Annotated in this window: 23 protein-coding genes; 13 read left to right on the forward strand and 10 right to left on the reverse strand. The window is 69.0% G+C overall.

Going from position 1 to position 20,071, the window contains the following annotated elements:
• Nucleotides 1–125 precede the first annotated feature (125 nt).
• From msrB to QN245_RS18815, 6 genes are all read left to right on the forward strand, one after another.
• Entirely contained in the window at nt 126–590 is a 465-nt protein-coding gene (msrB, locus tag QN245_RS18790) for a peptide-methionine (R)-S-oxide reductase MsrB (RefSeq protein WP_317843883.1), read from the forward strand.
• 38 nt (nt 591–628) lie between these two features.
• Complete coding sequence (locus QN245_RS18795) at nt 629–1,030, forward strand: MliC family protein (RefSeq protein WP_160968124.1); 402 nt, start codon at nt 629–631, stop codon at nt 1,028–1,030.
• Between the two features lie 114 nt (nt 1,031–1,144).
• A complete protein-coding gene (motA, locus tag QN245_RS18800) occupies nt 1,145–1,999 on the forward strand; it encodes a flagellar motor stator protein MotA (protein WP_160968126.1) in 855 nt (284 codons plus the stop codon).
• A gap of 7 nt (nt 2,000–2,006) precedes the next feature.
• On the forward strand, nt 2,007–3,203 hold the full coding sequence (gene motB / locus QN245_RS18805) for a flagellar motor protein MotB (protein WP_317843884.1): 1,197 nt from the start codon (nt 2,007–2,009) through the stop codon (nt 3,201–3,203).
• A gap of 106 nt (nt 3,204–3,309) precedes the next feature.
• Nucleotides 3,310–3,840, forward strand: a complete 531-nt coding sequence (locus tag QN245_RS18810) for a hypothetical protein (protein WP_317843885.1) — start codon at nt 3,310–3,312, stop codon at nt 3,838–3,840.
• Between the two features lie 9 nt (nt 3,841–3,849).
• Complete coding sequence (locus QN245_RS18815; protein WP_160968132.1) at nt 3,850–4,134, forward strand: DUF4031 domain-containing protein; 285 nt, start codon at nt 3,850–3,852, stop codon at nt 4,132–4,134.
• Between the two features lie 128 nt (nt 4,135–4,262).
• Here the strand turns inward: QN245_RS18815 and QN245_RS18820 are convergent, their stop codons facing one another.
• On the reverse strand, nt 4,263–4,802 hold the full coding sequence (locus QN245_RS18820) for a DUF6630 family protein (RefSeq protein ID WP_184644733.1): 540 nt from the start codon (nt 4,800–4,802) through the stop codon (nt 4,263–4,265).
• 145 nt (nt 4,803–4,947) lie between these two features.
• Here QN245_RS18820 and QN245_RS18825 point away from each other — a divergent pair, with 145 nt between their 5' ends.
• Nucleotides 4,948–5,190: a DUF3297 family protein gene (locus QN245_RS18825; RefSeq protein WP_048492240.1), complete on the forward strand. Its 243-nt coding sequence runs from the start codon at nt 4,948–4,950 to the stop codon at nt 5,188–5,190.
• 76 nt (nt 5,191–5,266) lie between these two features.
• Here QN245_RS18825 and QN245_RS18830 read toward each other — a convergent pair whose 3' ends face one another.
• From QN245_RS18830 to QN245_RS18840, 3 genes are all read right to left on the reverse strand, one after another.
• On the reverse strand, nt 5,267–6,028 hold the full coding sequence (locus tag QN245_RS18830) for an ABC transporter permease (protein ID WP_019798936.1): 762 nt from the start codon (nt 6,026–6,028) through the stop codon (nt 5,267–5,269).
• Nucleotides 6,025–6,972 carry an ABC transporter ATP-binding protein gene (locus QN245_RS18835; protein WP_317843886.1) on the reverse strand — a complete coding sequence of 316 codons (948 nt, stop codon included), beginning with the start codon at nt 6,970–6,972 and terminating at the stop codon, nt 6,025–6,027. The genes QN245_RS18830 and QN245_RS18835 overlap by 4 nt, the downstream gene beginning before the upstream one ends.
• 170 nt (nt 6,973–7,142) lie before the next feature.
• Complete coding sequence (locus QN245_RS18840; protein WP_317843887.1) at nt 7,143–8,072, reverse strand: DMT family transporter; 930 nt, start codon at nt 8,070–8,072, stop codon at nt 7,143–7,145.
• A gap of 111 nt (nt 8,073–8,183) precedes the next feature.
• On the opposite strand from QN245_RS18840, the gene QN245_RS18845 reads away from it, so the two are divergent.
• Nucleotides 8,184–8,663 (forward strand): Lrp/AsnC family transcriptional regulator, encoded by a 480-nt coding sequence (locus QN245_RS18845; protein WP_160968142.1) that lies wholly within the window; start codon nt 8,184–8,186, stop codon nt 8,661–8,663.
• 168 nt (nt 8,664–8,831) lie between these two features.
• Here QN245_RS18845 and QN245_RS18850 read toward each other — a convergent pair whose 3' ends face one another.
• The gene (locus tag QN245_RS18850; RefSeq protein WP_160968144.1) at nt 8,832–10,469 is read right to left on the reverse strand and encodes a Na+/H+ antiporter; all 1,638 of its coding nucleotides are present in this window, start codon (nt 10,467–10,469) and stop codon (nt 8,832–8,834) included.
• A 163-nt stretch (nt 10,470–10,632) separates the two neighbouring features.
• Here QN245_RS18850 and QN245_RS18855 point away from each other — a divergent pair, with 163 nt between their 5' ends.
• The 3 genes from QN245_RS18855 to QN245_RS18865 all read left to right on the forward strand — a co-directional run bounded on the left by QN245_RS18855 (nt 10,633) and on the right by QN245_RS18865 (nt 13,020).
• Nucleotides 10,633–11,304 carry a class I SAM-dependent methyltransferase gene (locus QN245_RS18855; RefSeq protein WP_317843888.1) on the forward strand — a complete coding sequence of 224 codons (672 nt, stop codon included), beginning with the start codon at nt 10,633–10,635 and terminating at the stop codon, nt 11,302–11,304.
• A gap of 250 nt (nt 11,305–11,554) precedes the next feature.
• Entirely contained in the window at nt 11,555–12,172 is a 618-nt protein-coding gene (locus QN245_RS18860) for a pentapeptide repeat-containing protein (RefSeq protein WP_317843889.1), read from the forward strand.
• Between the two features lie 311 nt (nt 12,173–12,483).
• Nucleotides 12,484–13,020, forward strand: a complete 537-nt coding sequence (locus QN245_RS18865; RefSeq protein ID WP_425612967.1) for a fasciclin domain-containing protein — start codon at nt 12,484–12,486, stop codon at nt 13,018–13,020.
• 121 nt (nt 13,021–13,141) lie between these two features.
• On the opposite strand, the gene QN245_RS18870 is transcribed toward QN245_RS18865, so the two are convergent.
• The 4 genes from QN245_RS18870 to QN245_RS18885 all read right to left on the reverse strand — a co-directional run bounded on the left by QN245_RS18870 (nt 13,142) and on the right by QN245_RS18885 (nt 17,218).
• A complete protein-coding gene (locus QN245_RS18870) occupies nt 13,142–14,584 on the reverse strand; it encodes a UdgX family uracil-DNA binding protein (RefSeq protein ID WP_317843890.1) in 1,443 nt (480 codons plus the stop codon).
• A 56-nt stretch (nt 14,585–14,640) separates the two neighbouring features.
• The gene (locus QN245_RS18875) at nt 14,641–15,885 is read right to left on the reverse strand and encodes a putative DNA modification/repair radical SAM protein (RefSeq protein ID WP_317843891.1); all 1,245 of its coding nucleotides are present in this window, start codon (nt 15,883–15,885) and stop codon (nt 14,641–14,643) included.
• Between the two features lie 94 nt (nt 15,886–15,979).
• The gene (locus tag QN245_RS18880; RefSeq protein ID WP_317843892.1) at nt 15,980–16,786 is read right to left on the reverse strand and encodes a DODA-type extradiol aromatic ring-opening family dioxygenase; all 807 of its coding nucleotides are present in this window, start codon (nt 16,784–16,786) and stop codon (nt 15,980–15,982) included.
• A 30-nt stretch (nt 16,787–16,816) separates the two neighbouring features.
• On the reverse strand, nt 16,817–17,218 hold the full coding sequence (locus tag QN245_RS18885; RefSeq protein ID WP_317843893.1) for a DoxX family protein: 402 nt from the start codon (nt 17,216–17,218) through the stop codon (nt 16,817–16,819).
• A gap of 107 nt (nt 17,219–17,325) precedes the next feature.
• On the opposite strand from QN245_RS18885, the gene QN245_RS18890 reads away from it, so the two are divergent.
• Nucleotides 17,326–18,231 (forward strand): LysR family transcriptional regulator, encoded by a 906-nt coding sequence (locus QN245_RS18890; RefSeq protein ID WP_160968158.1) that lies wholly within the window; start codon nt 17,326–17,328, stop codon nt 18,229–18,231.
• A 107-nt stretch (nt 18,232–18,338) separates the two neighbouring features.
• Nucleotides 18,339–18,908 (forward strand): flavodoxin family protein, encoded by a 570-nt coding sequence (locus QN245_RS18895; RefSeq protein WP_160968160.1) that lies wholly within the window; start codon nt 18,339–18,341, stop codon nt 18,906–18,908.
• Between the two features lie 205 nt (nt 18,909–19,113).
• On the opposite strand, the gene QN245_RS18900 is transcribed toward QN245_RS18895, so the two are convergent.
• Entirely contained in the window at nt 19,114–20,025 is a 912-nt protein-coding gene (locus QN245_RS18900) for a LysR family transcriptional regulator (protein WP_184450421.1), read from the reverse strand.
• Nucleotides 20,026–20,071 lie beyond the last annotated feature (46 nt).

Below are 20,071 nucleotides of genomic sequence, written 5' to 3' on the forward strand. Positions count from 1 at the left end.
GATGGGCCGGGGGAGCGTTCCACGCTAGCGCATCGCCGAGGCCGCGTCGACGCGGTACGGCGCGCTTGATCCGCCGCGTACAGCCCTCATGTTGTTTTCCCCCTCTTCCAGCCACGGGTCCCGCCATGAGCCGATTCGACCTCACGCCTCCCACCACTGCCGAGCGCGAGCGCCTGATCGGCGACCTGAACGTGGAGGAACGCCGGGTGCTGCTGCAGCACGGTACCGAAGCGCCGTTCTGCGGCGTGTTCCTGGACAACAAGCTGGAGGGCGTCTACACCTGCCGGCTGTGCGGACTGCCGCTGTTCCGCTCCAGCGCCAAGTTCGATTCCGGCACCGGCTGGCCGAGCTTCTTCGCGCCCTACCACCCCGACCACGTGCGCGAGATACGCGACACCAGCCACGGCATGATCCGCACCGAGATCGTCTGCGCCCGCTGCGACAGCCATCTCGGCCACGTGTTCCCGGACGGCCCGCCGCCGAGCGGCGAGCGCCACTGCCTGAACTCGATCTCGCTGCAGTTCACCGAACAGGGCCAGGCGTTGCCCAACCCGCTGCACCGCGCCGGCGGCGAGACCGAACCGGCCTGATTCCGGCGCAGCCGCGCCGCCATAGGGAGACCACCGGTATGCGTACCCCGTTGCTTCCCCTCCTGCTCCTGCCACTGGCCCTGAGCGCCTGCCAGCGCAGCCCCACCCCGCCGCCGGCGCAGACCACGCCGACAGCGGCCACGTCTTCGCCCGCCGCCGCGCCCGGCCTGCAGGCCGATGCCCTGCCCATGCAATGGCGCTGCGGCGAGGAACTGGTGCAGGCGGCGGCCGATCCGGCGCGCGAGCGCCTGGCCCTGCAGGTGCGCGGCACCCGCCTGGACATGCAGCGCACCGATGCCGGCACCGCCACCGGCGCGCGCTACGCCGACGCACTGGGAAACACCTTCTGGCAGTCGCAGCCGGACCAGGCCACGCTGACCCTGGCGGGTGTGGGCGAGACGCTCAAATGCGTCCGCCACGACAGCGGCATGACCGGCTGAGCACCCGGTCCGCCACCCACATCGCCAAAAAGCCGGCACAGTTCACACCTTCAGAATGGCGCCGCGGGGCCGACATCTAGGGCGTCCCCGCTTCGGCCCGCAGGCTGCCCCGCCATGCTCATCATCGTTGGCTTCATCGTCGTCATCATCAGCGTGGTCGGCGGCTACGTGCTGTCGCACGGCAAACTCGGCGCGCTGTGGCAGCCCTACGAGCTGATGATCATCGGTGGCGCGGCGCTGGGCGCGTTCCTGGTCAGCACCCCGGGCAAGATCGTCAAGGCCACCATCGCCGACGTGATGGGGGTGTTCAAGGGTCCGAAGTACAAGTCCGACGACTATCGCAGCACCCTGACCCTGATCTACGAACTGCTGAACAAGGCGCGCCGCGACGGCTTCATGGCCCTGGAAGACCACGTCGAGCGGCCGGCCGACAGCGCGATCTTCGGCAACTACCCGAAGGTGCTGGCCGACCATCACCTGCTCGACTTCATCACCGACTGCCTGCGCCTGATGATCGGCAGCAACATCGAGCCGCACGAACTGGAACCGCTGCTGGAACTGGAGCTGGAGAAGCACCACCACGAGGCGATGGCGCCGGCCCATGCGCTGAGCAAGGTGTCCGACGGCCTGCCCGGCTTCGGCATCGTCGCCGCGGTACTGGGCATCGTGATCACCATGGGCGCGATCGGCGGCCCGATCGAGGAGATCGGCCACCACGTCGGCGCGGCGTTGGTCGGCACCTTCCTCGGCATCCTGATGGCTTACGGCTTCGTCTCGCCGCTGTCGGCGGCGATGGAAGCGCGCGCCGAGCAGGACAGCCGCATCTTCGAATCGGTGAAGACCGCGCTGCTGGCCTGCCTGCGCGGCTACAACCCGAAGATCGCCCTCGAATTCGCGCGCAAGACCCTGCCGACCGACGTGCGGCCGAGCTTCGCCGATTTCGAAACGCATCTGAAGACGATCAAGTAACGCCGCCATGGCCGAGACCAAGCCCACCGTCGTCATCCGCCGGGTCAAGAAGGTCCAGGGCGGCGGCCACCACGGCGGCGCGTGGAAGGTGGCCTATGCCGACTTCGTGACCGCGATGATGGCGTTCTTCCTGGTGCTGTGGCTGGTCGCGGCCACCACCAAGGAACAGCGCGCGGCGATCGCCGAATACTTCCGCAATCCCAGCCCGCTGGCCGGCAAGAGCCCGGCGCCGAGCCCCGGCATGGCCGGCCCCGGCGGCGCCAGCACCTCGATGATCAAGCTCGGCGGCGCCGGCGAAATGCAGCGCGGCAACAACAAGGATCCGTTCGGCAGCAAGAGCCTGAAGGGCGACGACAACAGCAAGAGCAGCCAGCGCGAGAAGGAAAAGGAGCGCCTGGAAACGCTGATGCAGGAACTGAAGCAAGCCATCGACAAGAGCCAGGCGCTGGAGCCGTTCAAGGACCAGCTGCTGCTGGACCTGACCCCGGACGGCCTGCGCATCCAGATCGTGGACAAGGAAAACCGGCCGATGTTCGACCTCGGCAGCGCGGTGCTCAAGCCCTATACCCGCGGCATCCTCCACGAGCTGTCCGGCTTCATCAACCAGGTGCCCAACCACATCAGCATCACCGGCCATACCGACGTCACCCAGTACAGCGGCAAGAACGGCTACAGCAACTGGGAGCTGAGCGCGGACCGCGCCAACGCCGCGCGCCGCGAGCTGGTCGCCGGCGGCATGGGCGAGGACAAGGTCTCGCGCGTGGTCGGGCTGTCCTCGTCGGTGCTGTTCGACAAGCAGGTGCCGAACAACCCGATCAACCGCCGCATCAGCATCGTGGTGATGACCAAGGATGCCGAGGATGCCGCCACGGCCGATGGCGACCACAGCGTCGCCCTGGGCACGGTGCAATCCGATGCCGACACCAAGGTGCCGGACCTGAGCGCCGCGGCGACGGAAGCGGCCGCAACACCGGCCGCGGGCAAGGGCGCGCCCGCGGCGGCGCCTGCCGCCACGCCTGGCGCGGCACCGGCGGCACCGGCTGCGACACCGGCCAAGGCCTCGGTGCAGATCGCCAAGCCGCGCACGACCTCGCCGGAGGCCGCGGCCGCCGCCGCACGCGACGCCTTGCGCAGCATCAACGGCGGCGCACCGGTGACGGCCGCCGCGGGCAGCGGCGGGGCCGAAGCGGCCAGCGCACGCTGATCTCGGTGTACCCGGACGTGCCGGCGGCGCTCCCGCCGCGCTGGCCCGGCAGGACCGTACACGGCGCGGCGCTTACAATGGCCGCCACTTCGCCAACGAGACCGCCGTGTCCAAGCAATCCAAAGCCAAGCGCGACAAGCGCAAGAAGCAGCAGTCGCCGCGCCCCTTCGCCCGCCTGGGCCGCGAGCAGCCCATCGCCAACCACGCCGTGCTGCAGGACCAGAGCGGCCGCGTGCTGGCCGCGATCGGCCTGCAGGGACGCCAGTGGTTGCTGGCGGTCGGCGGCCAGACCATGGGCAATGCCGACAATCCAGTGCCGATGCTGGCGATGCTCAAGCACCTGGCCAACCTGCAGGAGCAGGAAGGCAACACCATCACCCTGGAATACTCGACGCAGCTGCAGCAGATGATCGACGCGCTGGCGGCCGAGGCCAGCCAGACCCCGGCCGAGTACCTGGACGCGCTGGTCGCCGAGTTCGCGGCTGGCGACGGCGCGACAGAGAATGCGGACGAGGACGAGGACGGGACCGACGCGGACGACGCGCCGGAGACGACCGGTGCCGCGCCGGCGCAGGCCGACAGCAGCGCGGCGCCTGACGCCGCGGCGGATGCCGACGGCACGCACAAGCCGGCCTGACCGGACCCGATGGCGGTCTACATCGACGACGCGGTGCATCCCTGGCGCGGCCAGCGCTGGGGTCACCTGCTCGCCGACACGCTGGACGAACTGCACGCCATGGCGGCGCGGCTGGGCATTCCCCGCCGCGCCTTCCAGAACAAGCTCAGCGGCGCGCACTACGACGTGCCGGCGCCCCTGCGCGACGAAGCGATCCGCCTGGGCGCGGTGCCGGTGTCGCGGCACAGCGATCGCGAACTGCTGAAAGCCCTGATCCGCCATGCGCGTGCGCAGGCGCGCGGCGAGGCGCAGTGAGCGATGCCACCGCGTCCGCCAACGCGCTTTTCGTAGGAGCGGCTTCAGCCGCGACTGGCGTTCCCGGGAAAGCCTGTCGCGGCTGAAGCCGCTCCTACAGCACGCCCGCAGCGCCGACTGACGTCTGCCTAGAACGGATCGCTGCCCGGGCGCAGGTCGATGCCCAGGATCGCAGCCAGGCGCTGCATGTCCTGGTCGTCGCGGCTGAGCGCCATCCAGCCGGCGCGGATCTCGCTGCCGGCGTCCCAGCACCAGATGCTGTAGCCGTGCTCGCGCAGGCGATCGTAGGCCACGGCCAGCAGCGAGGCGCTGTCGTGATCCTCCAGGAAATCGGCGTCGTCGATGTCGCCGCCCCAGTCGATGCGCAGGTTCCAGCGCGCGGCCAGTTCGTCGATCGCGCCGATCAGCGCCTCGCAGTCGTGACCGTCGACGTAGAAGCCCGCGCGCCAGTCGATCGCGTCCTTCAGCGTCCACAGCCAATCGGCGTTTTCGCGCTCTGCCTCGCCAGCGGCCTCGCGGTAGGCGTCGAACTGGCGCAGCGCGCTTTCCTCGTCGCCCGGGTTGATCAGCAGCAACAGGTTCCAGATCAGGCCCTGCTGTGTGTCCGGATCGTCGTCGTCGTCGAACAGGTCGTCGGGATCGTCGTAGTCGGCGCTGTTGTCGGGCATGGCGGCGCATCAGGCATCACGGGGGCCGCCAGTGTGCCGCGCCCGGCGCGACGACGGAAGCGCGGAACTCGGCAACGGCGCCGCGGGCGTTTATCCTTCGCAGCCCGGAAGACGGCGCTGTCTGCCGCCACGCGAAGCCACCACGATGTCCGACACGCCCCCCGACCGCCTGGCGGTCAGCCCGCAGAGCCCCTTCCACGATGCCGAGACGCTGTCGCGCGGCGTCGGCATCCGCTTCAATGGCGTGGAGCGCGACAACGTCGAGGAATACTCGATCAGCGAAGGCTGGATCCGCGTGCAGGTCGGCAAGGCACGCGACCGCCGCGGCAACCCGATGACCATGAAGGTCAAGGGCCAGGTCGAAGCCTTCTGGCTCGACGCCAAGTAAGCGCGACCGCCGACAGGCACAGCGCCTGCCGGCACATTGCGGTGGCCGGCCGCACGCAGCGGCCCCGGCTACCGCCTCAGGGCTTGAGCCGGTAGCCGCTGCGGAAGATCGCCCAGATCACGCCCAGGCACAGCGCCAGGAATCCCAGGGTCATGCCCACGCTGACCGCGATGTGCACGTCGGCCTTGCCGTAGAACGCCCAGCGGAAGCCGCTGACCAGATACACCACCGGGTTGAACAGGCTGATCTTCTGCCACAGCGGCGGCAGCATGTTGATCGAGTAGAAGCTGCCGCCGAGGAAGGTCAGCGGCGTGATCACCATCAGCGGGATCACCTGCAGCTTCTCGAAGCCGTCGGCCCACACGCCGATGATGAAGCCGAACAGGCTGAAGGTCAGCGCGGTCAGCACCAGGAAGCCGAACATCCACAGCGGATGGGCAATCTCGTACGGCACGAAGGCGCGCGCGGTGAGCAGGATCAGCAAACCCAGCAGCACCGATTTGCTCGCCGCCGCGCCGACGTAGCCGATCACCACCTCCCACCACGCTACCGGCGCCGACAGCACCTCGTAGATGGTGCCGGCCCAGCGCGGCATGTAGATGCCGAACGAGGCGTTGGAGATGCTTTCGCTGAGCAGCGACAGCATCACCAGCCCGGGGATGATGTAGGCACCGTAGCTGATGCCGTCGATGGCGCCCATGCGCGAGCCGATCGCCGCGCCGAACACCACGAAGTACAGCGAGGTCGACAGCACCGGCGAGGCGATGGACTGGGTCAGCGTGCGGAAGGTGCGCGCCATCTCGAAGCGGTAGATCGCGGCGATCGCGTGCAGGTTCATGCGCGCACCTCCGCAGCGGCGGCGGCCGGCCGCACCAGGTTGACGAAGATCTCCTCCAGCGAACTCTCGCTGGACTGCAGATCCTTGATCTCCACGCCCTGCGCCTCCAGTTGCCGCAGCAGCGGGCCGATGCCGGTCTGCGCGGCCTGCGCGTCGTAGGTGTAGGTGAGCGTCGCGCCGTCGGCGGACAGTTCCAGCGGCTGCGCCGCCAGCGCCGGCGGCAACGCCGGCAGCGGCGCCTGCAGGGTCAGCGCCAGTTGCTTCTTGCCGAGTTTGCGCATCAGCGTGCGCTTGTCCTCCACCAGCAGCAGTTCGCCGCGGGCGACCACGCCGACGCGGTCGGCCATGTCCTCGGCCTCCTCGATGTAGTGCGTGGTCAGGATGATGGTGGTGCCCTGCTCGCGCAGGCGCCGCACCATCTGCCACATGTCGTGGCGCAACTCCACGTCGACGCCGGCGGTGGGTTCGTCCAGGAACAGGATGGACGGCTCGTGCGCCAGCGCCTTGGCGATCAGCACGCGCCGCTTCATGCCGCCGGACAAGGTGGAGATCTTGCTGCCGCGCTTGTCCCACAGCGACAGTTCGCGCAGCACCCGCTCCAGGTGGGCGTCGTCGCGCGGCTTGCCGAACAGGCCGCGGCTGAAGCGCACCGTCGCCCACACCGTCTCGAACGCATCGGTGGCCAGCTCCTGCGGCACCAGGCCGATCTTGCTGCGCGCGGCGCGGTAGTCGCGCACGATGTCGTGGCCGTCGGCCAGCACCCGGCCGCTGCTGGGCGTGACCAGGCCGCAGACGATGCTGATCAGCGTGGTCTTGCCGGCGCCGTTGGGACCGAGCAGGGCGAAGATCTCGCCGCGGCGGATCTCCAGGTCGATGCCCTTGAGCGCCTGGAAGCCCCCGGCGTAGGTCTTGGTGAGCTGTTGCACGGAAATGATCGGCGACACGGGAACTCCCTGGGCGGCGCAGCGACTGCGGTACGGCCCCCAGGGTAGAAGCCCGGTCGTGATGGATAAATCCCGATCCGGCGGAAGCACTCTCCCGGATGCGGGACAGTGCGCCAGCCAGTGCCTGCAAACGCTGACGACGCCGCCGTGGTCGCCGCGCCGAACGCCGGCTAGCGTTCGCCGGGATCGAGGGTGCCGGTGGCCGGTCGCGCAGGGCGCGGCAAGGGCAGCACGCGCCAGCCGAAGTTGACCCCGGCCGCCGCCAGCAGGATCAGCAGCGCCCCGAGCACCTGCGTCCACGCCAGCGACTGCCCGAAGGCGATGCGATCGACCACGATCGCCACCACCGGATAGATGAACGACAGCGCCCCGATCATCGCGGTGGGCAGTTTCTGGATCGCGCCGTACAGCAGCACGTACATCACGCCGGTGTTGACCACCCCGAGCACGACCAGATCCAGCCACTGGCCCCGGGTGGAAGGCAGTGCATCGAAGTGCGCGAACGGCGCCAGCAACACGATGCCGATCCCGAGTTGCAACAGCGCGAGCAGGTGCGGCGGCGTGCCTTTCAGGTGCTTGGTGATGATCGACGACACCGCGTACAGAAATGCGGCGCCCAGCGCCAGCGCGACGCCCTGCAGGTATTCGCCCGGCACCGCGAGCACCGCCGGCGCGATGCGTACCACGCCCACCAAGCCGACGAACGCCACCGCCAGCCACGCCACGGTCGAGGCGCTGATGCGCTCGCGGAACACGATCGCGCCGAGTCCGACCAGCATGAATGGCTGCGTGTTGTAGACGGCGGTGGCCATCGAAATCGAGGCGCGGCCGTATGCGGCGAACAGCAGCAGCCAGTTCGCCACGATGGTGACGCTGCCGAGCAGCACCAGCGCCAGCATCCGCGGCGAGAACGCCTTGCGGCGCAGCAGGCCCAGCGCCGCGCAAAGGATGAGCAGGGTAGCCGCGCCGAACACGCAGCGGAAGAACACCACGTTGACCGGCGACTGTCGTGACGACATCACCAGCCAGCCGATGGTGCCGGACATGAGCATGGCCACGACCATCTCGGCCGCACCACGGCGAATTTCGTTGGACGCCATCCCGGTTCCTTTCAACGCTGCGAACGACAGCCATTGTAGAAACCGGGATTCCACGAAAACATGCTTAAACTTAGGCTTATTCCGCAATCTTCCTGCGAAACAAAGGTCGCTATGCAAAACCGCCTTTCCCCACCCGCCGTCGCCCCGCTCGACGCGATCGACCGCGCCATCCTCGCCGCGCTGGCGCAGGATGCGCGCATGGCGACCAGCGAGCTGGCCAGGCAGATCGGCCTGTCGGCGCCGGCCACCGCCGACCGCGTGCGCCGGCTGCAGCACCAGGGCGTGATCGCCGGATTCACGGTCGAACTGGACCCGCGCGCGCTCGGCTACACCTTGCAGGCGATCGTGCGAGTCAAACCGCTGCCAGGGCAGTTGCACCTGGTGGAGGAACTGTTGCAGCGCATTCCGGAATTCGTCGAGTGCGACAAGGTGACCGGCGAAGACTGCTTCATCTGCCGGCTGTACCTGCGCGACATCGAGCACCTGGACAGCATCCTGGCAAAAGTCACCGATCGCGCCGAAACCAATTCCGCCATCGTGAAGTCGACCCCGGTCCGCAGGCGGCTGCCGCCGCTGGTCGAGGACGCCTAGCGCGATGCGCTAGCCGCGGGGCTTACGACTGATCATGCAGCGCCAGAGGCGTAGGCCAGCGTGCGCCATGGAGGGCAGAGGGCGAAGAACACCAAGCCGGCGCGAGCTGGGACGGCACCAGGAACCCGCTTTCACGAATCCCGAATCCCGACTCCCCACTCCCGGCCCTTAGCTCTTGCGCCGCGCCTCCAGCAGATCCAAATTGCGGATCAGCCGGCGCGCGATCTCGTCGGAGATCTTGCGCTGGCGGGTCAGCTTGAACAATTCCTGGCGTTCGGCCTGCAGGCCGGCGTGGCGCAGCTGGCGCAGCACCGCGTCCAGGCGCCGCGCCTCCTCCGGATCGCTCTCCATCGCCTCGCCGTGGTCGAGATGGCGCTGGTACAGCGCGCTGACCCGGTTGGCGGCCTCGTTGTAGAGATCGGCGTGCTCGCTGTCCTGCACCAGCCGCTGGCGCAGCTTCTCCACCGCCGCCAGCGCCGCGCGCGAGGACTCGCGCCGCGCCAGGTCCTCTTCCCGCTGGTCGTTGGGTTCTTCCGGCAACGCCAGGCCGCGCAGCAGCCGCGGCAGCCCGATGCTGGCGACCAGCAGCGAGGTGACGATCACCGCGCTGGCCAGAAAGATCGCCAGGTCGCGCGCCGGAAACGCGGCGCCGCTGGGCAGGGCCAGCGGCAGGGTCAACACGCCGGCCAGGGTGATCGCGCCGCGCACGCCGGCCAGCGAGGTCGCCACCACGATCCGCCACGGCGGGCTCTGCCGGTCCTCGCCGCGGCGGCGCGCCTTGAGCAGGGTCCAGCGCAGCGACAGCCACACCCACAAAAAGCGCAGCAGCAGCAGGCCGACGTAGATCGCCAGCGCGTAGGCGGGCAGCCACCACGGATTCAGGTGCCCGGCCTCGTCCATGTTGTGCATGGCGCCCTGCACGATGCCCGGCAGCTGCTCGCCGAGCAGCACGAACATGATGCCGTTGAGGGTGAACTGGACCATGTCCCACACCGCCGAGCGCTGCACGCGCATGCTGCCCGGGGCACGGCCGCTCAGCTCCACGTAGCTCATGGCGATACCGGCGGCGACCGCGGCGAGGATGCCCGAGGCGTTGATCGCCTCGGCCAGCAGGTAGGCGGCGAACGGCAGCAGCAGGTTGACCAGGATCGCCGCGCCCGGCTCCTCGCCGACCTGGCGCCACACCCAGCGCTGCGCCAGGCTGGTGCCCACCACCACCGCGATGCCGGCGGCCACGCCGACCAGCGCCACCCACAGGAAGGTCAGCGAGGCATCGGCCAGCGAGAACGTGCCGGTGATCGCCGCGGCCACCGCGAACTGGAAGCAGACCAGGCCGGACGCGTCGTTGAGCAGCGACTCGCCTTCCAGGATGTGCATCAGCCGCTTGGGGATCGGCGCGCGCGCGGCGATCGAGGACACCGCGATCGGATCGGTCGGCGACACCACCGCGGCCAGCGCGAACGCCACCGCCAGCGGCATGGTCGGGATCATCCAGTGGATCAGGAAGCCGGCGCCGAGCACCGTGAACACCACCAGGCCCAGCGCCAGTTCGAGGATCACGCCCTTGTCGCGGAACAGGCCCTGCTTGGGGATGCGCCAGCCGTCCAGGAACAGCAGCGGCGGCAGGAACAGCAGGAAGAACAGCTCCGGCTCCAGCGCATAGCCCTTCTTGAACACCCCGGCGATGATCGCGCCCAGGCCGATCTGCACCAGCGGCAGCGGCAGCGAGAACGGCAGGACGCGCACCAGGTAGCCGCTGGCGACCACCGCCAGCAACATCGCCAAGACCACTTCGATCGAATGCATGCTCGTCCGACAGCGGCGCCACGCAGGCGGCGCCGCCCATGAATGGGGGAGCCTGCAAGCAAAGCGCACCGCGGCGGCGATGTCCAGTGGCGCGGCGGGCGTGTACGGCTACTATCCTGCCGCAGGCCGGTGGTGGACACCGGCGCCTTCCGCCGGAGACCGCATGCTCACCATCCAGGAACTCAACCGCTTCATCGAGGCGCAGGCGGCGGAAGGCGTTTGCGTCCAGCGGGTCTGGGACCTGATCGGCGACCACTTCGTCCAGGCCCAGGCCAGCCTGCCGGCCGAGCACGCGATGGAGCGGCGCGAGCTGTCCTTCCACGACCATGTGCGGCTGCTGGGCTACCTGTGCCTGCTGCTGGAGAGCGTGCCGGGCGACCTGGTGGAGATCGGGGTCTGGAAGGGCAAGTCGCTGGTGCTGATGAACGAGGTCTGCGGGCGCGAGCGCCGGGTGATCGGCATGGATCCGTTCGCGTTGCCGAACCAGTTCGAGGAATTCAACCACTACCGGCAACAGTTGCTGCCCAATGCGCGCTTCATCCGCGGCTATTCGGAGTTCTGCGCCGAGCATTTCTACGCCATGGAGCCGAAGGTAGCGCTGTTGCACATCGACGGCGGGCACACCGGGCGCAATGTGCTGCTGGATTTCCTACTGTACGGACCGAGTGTCGTCTCCGGCGGGTTCGTGGTGTTCGACGACTACGGCGACTGGGAATACTCGCCGGAGGTCGGCCCGGCCGTGGACCTGCTGCGCGCCGCCGGCTACTTCGGCGACTTCCACGTGCTCGGCTGCGCCCACGGCTTCGAGAACAGCTACGTGCTGCAGCGCCGCTGAGCCGACGCGCTTTTGCCCCTCCAGCGCGCCGGCAGCGGACGGCGGCGGCGTTCCGAGAATGCCAGCGGCGGGATGATCCCGGCCAACCGACAAGGCAAGCATTGTCGACACACCGATCATCCATCCCGGACCCTGAACCCGACAGCCGCGCAGGATGGGGACGTCGCGGCGCGTCTGAAGCTGTAGCCTTACTCAAACATAATGGCATGGCAGATATCATGGCGCCAATGCATCACCGAGGTGGCCGCTCATGAAACAAATAACCGGCAAATGGCGCAACCAAGAATATTTGGCGAGCATCATCGACAGCATTGATTCAATAACGGCTGGACGGCCGATCATTAGCGACGCCGATCTTTCCGGCATCACCATCGGCCCATTTGCCGTCCTGGAGCAATTGAAAACCGCGAATCTCTTCGAATCAAGGATAAGCGACACCGATCTGTCTTACTCGAAACTATCGGGAAGCGCGAACAACAGCTTCTTCATGCGCGTTAGCCTTGAAAATGCCAGCTTGAACAGAGTCATTTTATGCAGATCGGAAATAATAAATTGCAGCTTCTCAAGAAGCAAGCTTGTAATAAACATGGATGATACGATCTGCGAAAAAACCGCTTTTGTCAAAGCCAGGTTTGCCGGTGGATCTTATGGAATGGAGTACGGCGGTCGCCGGGTAAAGTTCATAGACTGCGATTTTACTGACGCTGTCTTTGACAGAGTCGAATTTAGAGCATCGACATTTATCAACTGCATTTTTGCTGATGCGAAGTTCAGGAAATGCGACTTTCGTGGCGCCAGGTTTGAGGCTGGCGTTTTACCGCTGGCAACCCAGTTTGAAAATATGGACATCCCTGCTCAGTGCTTGTGATCCCGTCTACATAAGCCGACAACGACGCACTACCTGCGTCCGGTAGACCGTTCGCCACAGCGCTGCCCTGCCCTGCCCTGCAGCCTGCGCCACCGTGCGAGAGGGCGCTCGCCTGGACCACCGTTGATGCAAGCGGCGCCTGTCGGCACCGCCCATTCATCATTATCTGGACGGCGTGATGCAACCGCGCCGGCGCAGCGCGCGTAAAGACAGGTGCACGGCCGACTGGCCGCGCATCCCTTTCAAGGAGCAAGCCCATGAAGATCCACTTGCTGTCCCTGGCCCTCGCCGGCCTCGTCTCCCTGCCTGCCATGGCCGCCCCCAGCCAAACCGCGATGCACGACCACGCGGCAATGAGCGAAGCCAAGCCGAATCCGATGGTCGGCGGTGCGCCGATGTACGCCACCAAGGACATCATCGACAACGCGGTCAACTCCAAGGATCACACCACCCTGGTCGCCGCGGTCAAGGCCGCCGGCCTGGTGGACACGCTGAAGGGCGCCGGCCCGTTCACCGTGTTCGCACCGACCAATGCCGCCTTCGCCGCCTTGCCGGCGGGTACCGTGGACACGCTGCTCAAGCCGGAAAACAAGGAAAAACTGACCCAGGTGCTGACCTACCACGTGGTCCCGGGCAAGCTCGATGCGGCCGCGCTGCTGGCGCAGATCAAGGCCGGCGGCGGCAGCGCCAAGCTGACCACTGTGCAGGGCGAAACGCTGATCGCCAAGACCCGCGGCGGCAAGGTCACCCTCACCGACAGCAAGGGCAACACCGCGCACGTCACCACCGCCGACGTGATGCAGAGCAATGGCGTGATCCATGTGGTGGACAAGGTTTTGATGCCGTAAGCACACGTCGGGGGGTGCATTGGCATCGCGGGGGCGGCTACGGCCGTCCCCGTTTTGCACGTGCATGCGGCCGACCACGAGGGCGCTCCGCCGACGACGACCGCGCCACGCGCACAGGGCATCAGTCGCCGGCACCGCCTGCGTGCGGCATCGGCACCTGCGCTGCCAGCACGCGCAAGTCGCGCACGAAGCCCTGATAGGCGGCCTCGCCCGCCTCGCCGCCGCGCTGGTGCAGCACCCACGACGGATGCACCGTGGCCAGGGCACGGGTGCCATCGTCCAGCGCCTGCCACTGCCCGCGCTGGGCCATCAGCGCAAAGCCGCTGCCCAGCACCGCGCGCGCCGCGGTCGCGCCCAGGCACAGCACGATGCGCGGACGCACCCGCGCCAGTTCGCCGGCCAGCCACATCCGGCAGGCCTCGACGTGGGCACGCTCGGGATTGCGATGCAGCCGCGCCTTGCCGCGCTGCTCGAAACGGAAATGCTTGACCGCGTTGGTCACGTACAGGCCGGCGCGGTCGACGCCCAGTTCCTGCAACGCGCGGTCGAACAGGCGCCCGGCCGGGCCGACGAAGGGACGCCCGCTCAGGTCCTCCTCGTCGCCGGGCTGCTCGCCCACCACCATCACCGCCGCGTCCTGCGGGCCTTCGCCGAACACGGTCTGGGTCGCCGGCTGCCACAGCGGACAGCGGCGGCAGTCGCGCGCCGCCGCGCGCAGCGCATCGAGGCTGTCGTCGGCGGCCACCACCAGCGCCGGTGCCGGCGCGGGAATGCGCCGCCGCACCGGCTCGGGCGCGCGCTCGGCCATCTCGCGCACGCGCTGCCCGGCATCGCGGATCAGCGTGGGCAGCAGTTGCGCCTCCGGCAGGTGCTTCCAGTATTTCTGCGGCATCTCCTGGCGCATCATCGTCGGGTTGAGCCGTGCCGGGTTGAAGATGTTGGCGTAGTAGGTGCGCCACAGTGCGTCCTGCGCATCGTCGGCCGGCGCATCGGCGCGCTGCGCGCCGTCGCCGAACTGCAGCGTCTCGCCGTCCCAGCGCACGCTGCGGTACGGGGTGAGGATCGCCCAGCGCATGCCGGCGAAACGGCGCGCGAAGAACGGCGCCACGCGATCGACGATGTGGTGCTCCGGCTCGAACCAGGCGATGTACGCCTCCTGCTCGCCGGGCACTTCACGGAAGCGCACGAATGCCTTCATCTTGTGGCTGTCGCGGCGTACCGCCTGCGCCCATTGCTGCGCGCGGTGCACGTCGGCATCGGTCACCCGCTGCAGCAGCGCGCGCTCGCCGCCGGCGATGCGCCACAGCAGGCGGTACAGCAGCGCATGCCGCTGCGGATCGCGATGGCACAGCACCGCGCCGGCCAGCGCCAGGAACTCCGCCGACACCCGCGGCGGCTGGACCTGCGCAGGCAGCGTCGCGACGTCGGTCCCGACCAGCAGGCCGCCCTGCGCATCGCCATCCCAGGCCAGCGTCTCCGGCACTACCTGCGCGCACCACGCCGCCCGCGCCACCGCCCGCCATGCCTCCAGGCTCCACGGCGGCACCACCTCAGCCTGAAACATGGCCCGCCCCGCGTAGCGCTCCGGTGCCGCGAACGCAAAGGACCGCGCCCATCGCGTCAGTCAAACAACCCACCCTGCCGCGGCGCCGGCGCCAGCTGCGCGCGCAGCCGTTGCGGATCGTCCAGCCGCTGCCGCGGATGGTGGTCGAGCACACTGACGAACGGCAGCAGTTTCTTCAGCGGCACCCGCAACCGCGCCAGGTCCTCGACCCGCAGCCGCGCATGCCGCCGCGCCAGCAGCAAGCGCTCGACGTTGCGCGTGCCCAATCCCGGCACGCGCAGCAACAGTTCGCGCGCGGCGGTATTGAGATCCACCGGGAATCGCTCGGGGTTGCGCAGCGCCCACGCCAGCTTGGGGTCCACGTCCAGATCGAGCATGCCGCTGGTGGTGGGCGGGGCGATCTCCTCCACCGAGAAGTCGTAGAACCGCAGCAGCCAGTCGGCCTGGTACAGACGGTGCTCGCGCTGCAACGGCGGCGCCTGCAGCGGCAGCTTGCTGGAGGCGTCGGGAATCGGACTGAACGCGGAGTAGTAGACCCGGCGCAGGCGATAGTTGCCGTAGAGATTGTGGCTGGTGTGCAGGATCGCGCGGTCGTCGGCGCCATCGGCACCGACGATCATCTGCGTGCTCTGCCCGGCCGGGGCGAAGCGCGGCGGCTTGGCGCGCACCCGCGTCTCGGCCTTGCGCGCTTCCTTGCTCTCCTCGATGCGCCAGCGCAACTCGCCCATCGCCGCACGGATGCCGCCGACGTTCTTCTCCGGCGCCAGTTGCGCCAGGCCGCGTTCGGTCGGCAACTCCACGTTGATGCTGAGCCGGTCGGCGTAGCGGCCCGCGGCGGCGAGCAGTTCCGGCGCCGCGTCGGGAATGGTCTTGAGATGGATGTAGCCGGCGAAGCGGTGCTCCTCGCGCAGTTGCCGCGCCACTTCCACCAGTTGCTCCATGGTGTAGTCGCTGTTGCGGATGATGCCGCTGGAGAGGAACAGGCCTTCGATGTAGTTGCGCTTGTAGAAATCCAGAGTCAGCTTGACCACTTCGGCCGGGGTGAAGCGCGCGCGGCGCACGTTGCTGGAGACGCGATTGACGCAGTACGCGCAGTCGAACACGCAGAAGTTGGTCAGCAGGATCTTCAGCAGCGACACGCAGCGCCCGTCGGGCGTGTACGAATGGCAGATGCCCATGCCCTCGGTGCTGCCGATGCCGCCGCTGCGCAGGGAGTTGCGCTTGTCGGCGCCGCTGGAGGCGCAGGACGCGTCGTACTTGGCCGCGTCGGCGAGCACGGCGAGTTTTTCGAGGGTATTCACCGGCCGACGATGCCGGGTCCGCGTCTCAAACGGTGAGACGCGGATGCGCTGCGGCCTTCACCGCGATGAACCGCTCAGTCGACGCGCCCGGTATTCAGGCCGCGGCACGCGCCGCGGCGCCGTCGAAGCGGTAGATGTCCATCGCCAGCAAGCCCGCATCGATGCCGGCGTCGATGCGCTGCGCGCCGAGTCCCTCCGCGCCGGCCGCGCCCATCGCCACGTAAATCGGCAACCAGTGCTCGTCGGTGGGATGCGCACGCGCGGCGAACGGCGCCTGCCGGCGGTAGTCGAGCATCGCGGGCACGTCGTCGCGGCGCAACGCCTGCTCGGTCCATTCGATGAACGGACGCACGTAGGGCACCTGCTTGCCCTCGGCGTAGCGGCCGAAGTCGTGCAGGTTGTGGGTGATGCTGCCCGAGCCGATCACCAGCACGCCGTCCTCGCGCAGCGGCGCCAGCGCGCGGCCCAGCGCCAGGTGGTGCTCCGGCCCGAGTTCGGGCTGGATCGACAGCGGCACCACCGGGATGTCGGCGTGCGGGTACAGCAGCGACAACGGTACCCACACGCCATGGTCCAGGCCGCGGCGCGGGTCCAGTACCGGCTGCAGCCCGGCCTGTTCCAGCAACTCGGCGACCTGCTCGGCCAGTGCCGGCGCGCCCGGCGCCGGGTACTGCATCGCATGCAGCGCCTGCGGGAAACCGCCGAAGTCGTGGATGGTCTGCGGCTGCGCCGCGGCGCCGACCAGCGGCCGCCGCCCCAGCCAGTGCGCCGAGGCCAGCACGATGGCGCGCGGCCGCGGCAGCGTCGCCGCCAGTTCGGCCAGGCGCGTGCCGACCAGGCCGGGCTGCAACGCGGTCATCGGTGAACCGTGCGAGATGTACAGGGAAGGCAGGCGGGACATGGAAGGTCTCCGGAGGAAGGAGCGCCGCGCTCAGCGCGAGCGCAACGCGAAGCGGCCGTCGCCGATCAGGAACAGCACCGCCAGCGCCAGCGCCCAGAACGCCGGGTACTCCCAACCGCCGCCGGGATTGGCGAAGCCGAAGCCGTTGGCGCCGTGCACGCTGACGATGGTGCCGAGCAGCAGCGGGATGCCGAGCAGTCCGACCCAGCGCGCATAGACGCCGAGCAGCAAGGCCACGGCGAGGGTGAATTCCAGCGCCATAGCCACATAGCCCAGCCCGCCGGGCAGGCCGAGCGACACGAAGTAGGCGGCGGTGCCGGCCGGGGTGAACACCAGCAGCTTGGTCAGCGCATGCACCAGGAACAGCGCGCCCAGGGCCAGGCGCAGCAAGGTGGCGCCGTAGGGCGCCAGGCGGGAGACGGGAGCGGACATGAAGGATCTCCGACAGCGGTGGGATGGGGAACGCTGCACAGGCTATTCCCATCGCCACCATGGATAAATTACCTTTATTCCGAAGATTAATTTCAGGATGCGCAACAATGGATACGCTGGATGCCATGCGGGTGTTCGTCGCCGTGGTCGACCGCAACGGCTTCAACGCCGCCGCCGACGCGCTGGGCATGTCCACCGCCAGCGTCACCCGCCAGGTGGCGTGGCTGGAGCAGCGCCTGGGCTCGCGCCTGCTCAACCGCACCACGCGCCGGGTCAGCCCGACCAGCGTCGGCGCCGCCTACTACCAACGCTGCCAGCTGCTGCTGGCCGAGTTCGACGATATGGAAGCGGCGGTCGGCGAGCAGGCGCTGACGCCGTCCGGCACGCTGCGGATCAACGCCCCCTTCAGTTTCAGCGTCGCCCGGCTCGGGCCGCGCCTGGCCGGCTACAGCGCGCGCTATCCGCAGGTCGCCCTCGATCTGTCGCTGTCCGACCGCCTGGTGGATATCGTCGAGGAAGGCTACGACCTGGCGATCCGCATCACCCGCCAGGTGGCGCCGACCTTGATCGCGCGCAAGCTCGGCGAAGTGCAGGCATTCCTGTGCGCGTCCCCAGCCTACCTGGCGCGCGCCGGCGCCCCGCAACTGGCGGCCGACCTGGCCGGCCACGCCTTCCTCAGCTACAGCTACGTGCAGGACGACCTGACCCTGCACGGCCCCGACGGCGCGACCCAGGTGCGGGTGGCCGGCACCCTGCGCGCCAACTGCGGCGACGTGCTGCGCGAGGCGGCCATCGCCGGCATGGGCATCACCGTGCAGCCGGACTTCATGGCCGAGGCGGCACTGGAGGACGGACGCCTGGTGCGGGTGCTGCCCGACCACGAGATCGGGCCGATCGGCGTGTACGCGGTGTACGCCAGCCGCAGCCACCTGGCGCCGAAGGTGCGCAGCTTCATCGACTACCTGGTCGAAGTGGGCATCGACAGGGCGATGCGCTCCCCGGCCGAGAGCTGAACCGCGGCGCGCGGTCGGACACAACATCCCGCCGATGGCGCTGATCGCGGCGGCCGCGCATGCGCACAATGCCCGCGCTTTTCCCCCACACCCTCAGGAGTCCGCGCATGAGCAAGATCGCGATCGTCTACTTCAGCGGCTACGGCCACACCGTCAAGCAGGCCGAGGCCGTGCACGCCGGCGCCGCCAGCGTCGGCGAGGCCACGCTGTACCGCATCGACCAGGACGGCAACCTGCCCGACGGCGCCTGGGAGGCCATCGGCCAGGCCGACGCCATCATCTACGGCAGCCCGACCTACATGGGCGGCCCGGCCTGGCAGTTCAAGAAGTTCGCCGACGCCAGCTCCAAGCCGTGGTTCTCGCAGGCCTGGAAGGACAAGGTCGCCGCCGGCTTCACCAACTCGGCCTCGGTCAACGGCGACAAGTTCGCCACCATCGGCTACTTCTGGACCCTGTCCCAGCAGCATGGCCAGATCTGGGTCGGTACCGGCCTGCTGCCGTCCAACACCAAGGCGCACGGCCCCGACGACGTGAACTGGACCGCCGGCTCCGGCGGCGCGCTGGCGATCTCGCCGTCCGATGCGTCCCCGGACGAGGCACCGCGCAGCGGCGACCTGGAGACCGCGCGCCTGCTCGGCAAGCGCGTGGCCGAGTTCGCGGCCAAGCTCAAGGGCTGAGTCCGTCGGGTGCCGCCCGCGAAGGGCGGCACCCTGCACCCCTATCGCAAGCGGTCTCTGGGCGACGCGACGCCCCTCGGCGCCCGGCCTTGCCGGTCGGGCGCTGCTCCTAGCCGCGCTACGATCGCGGCTGCGGTTGCGGCACTGCCGCCCGTTCGCTTTGTCCCCACGTCGCAATATGCCGGCCACCGGCCTGCGCCGCGCTCTACGCAGCGCGGCCGGCCGCGTGCGCTGCGCGCAGATGATCGATGAACACGCGCAGCTTCGGCGGCAAGTGCTCGCGCGCCGGGTAGTAGATGTGCCAGCCGGCGAACGGCGCGTGCCAGTCGTCCAGCACCCGCTGCAGGCGGCCGGCGGCGACGTCGGCGGCGACCTGCCATTCGAACGCTTGCCCCAGGCCCAGCCCGCGGCACGCGGCGTCCAGGCCGACCAGGGTGTCGTTGACCACCAGCCGCCCGGTGACTTCGACCAGGAAATCGTGGCCGTCGCGGGTGAATTCCCAGGCCTGCAGGCGACCGTCGGTGCGGCGCCAGCGAATGCAGTCGTGCTCGGCCAGTTCGGCCGGCGTGCGCGGCGTCCCGTGTGCGGCGAAATACGCCGGCGCGGCCACCACCGTCTGCCGCTGTGGCGGTCCCACCGGCACCGCGATCATGTCGCGCGCCAGGCTCTCGCCCAGGCGAATGCCCGCGTCGAAGCCGCCGGCGACGATGTCGGCCAGGGTCCGGTCCGAGTACAGCTCCACGCTGACCTCCGGATAGCGCGCCAGGAACGCCGGCAGGTGCGGGCACACCAGTTGCTCGGCGGCCACCAGCGGCAGGTTGATGCGCAGCGTGCCGGCCGGGCGGTCGCGCAGGAAATCCAGGTCGGCGAAGGCGGCGTCGATCTGCGCCAGGCCCGGCGCCACCCGCTGCAGGAAGCGCTCGCCATGCTCGCTCAGGCCGACCCGGCGGGTGGTGCGGTTGAGCAGGCGCGCGCCCAGTTGCGCCTCCAGCGCGCGCAGCGTCTGCGACAGCGCCGAGGGCGAGACGCCCAGCTCGGCGGCGGCACGGGTGAAACTGCCGTGGTGGGCGACGCGGACGAAGGCGACGACGGCGGACAGCGGCGGGGGACGGTGCATGGCGAGCGGGCAACAGTGGGGGACGGACGCGTCAGGTGCGCCGGCA

This window comes from Xanthomonas rydalmerensis, from assembly GCF_033170385.1.
Classification (GTDB): domain Bacteria; phylum Pseudomonadota; class Gammaproteobacteria; order Xanthomonadales; family Xanthomonadaceae; genus Xanthomonas_A; species Xanthomonas_A rydalmerensis.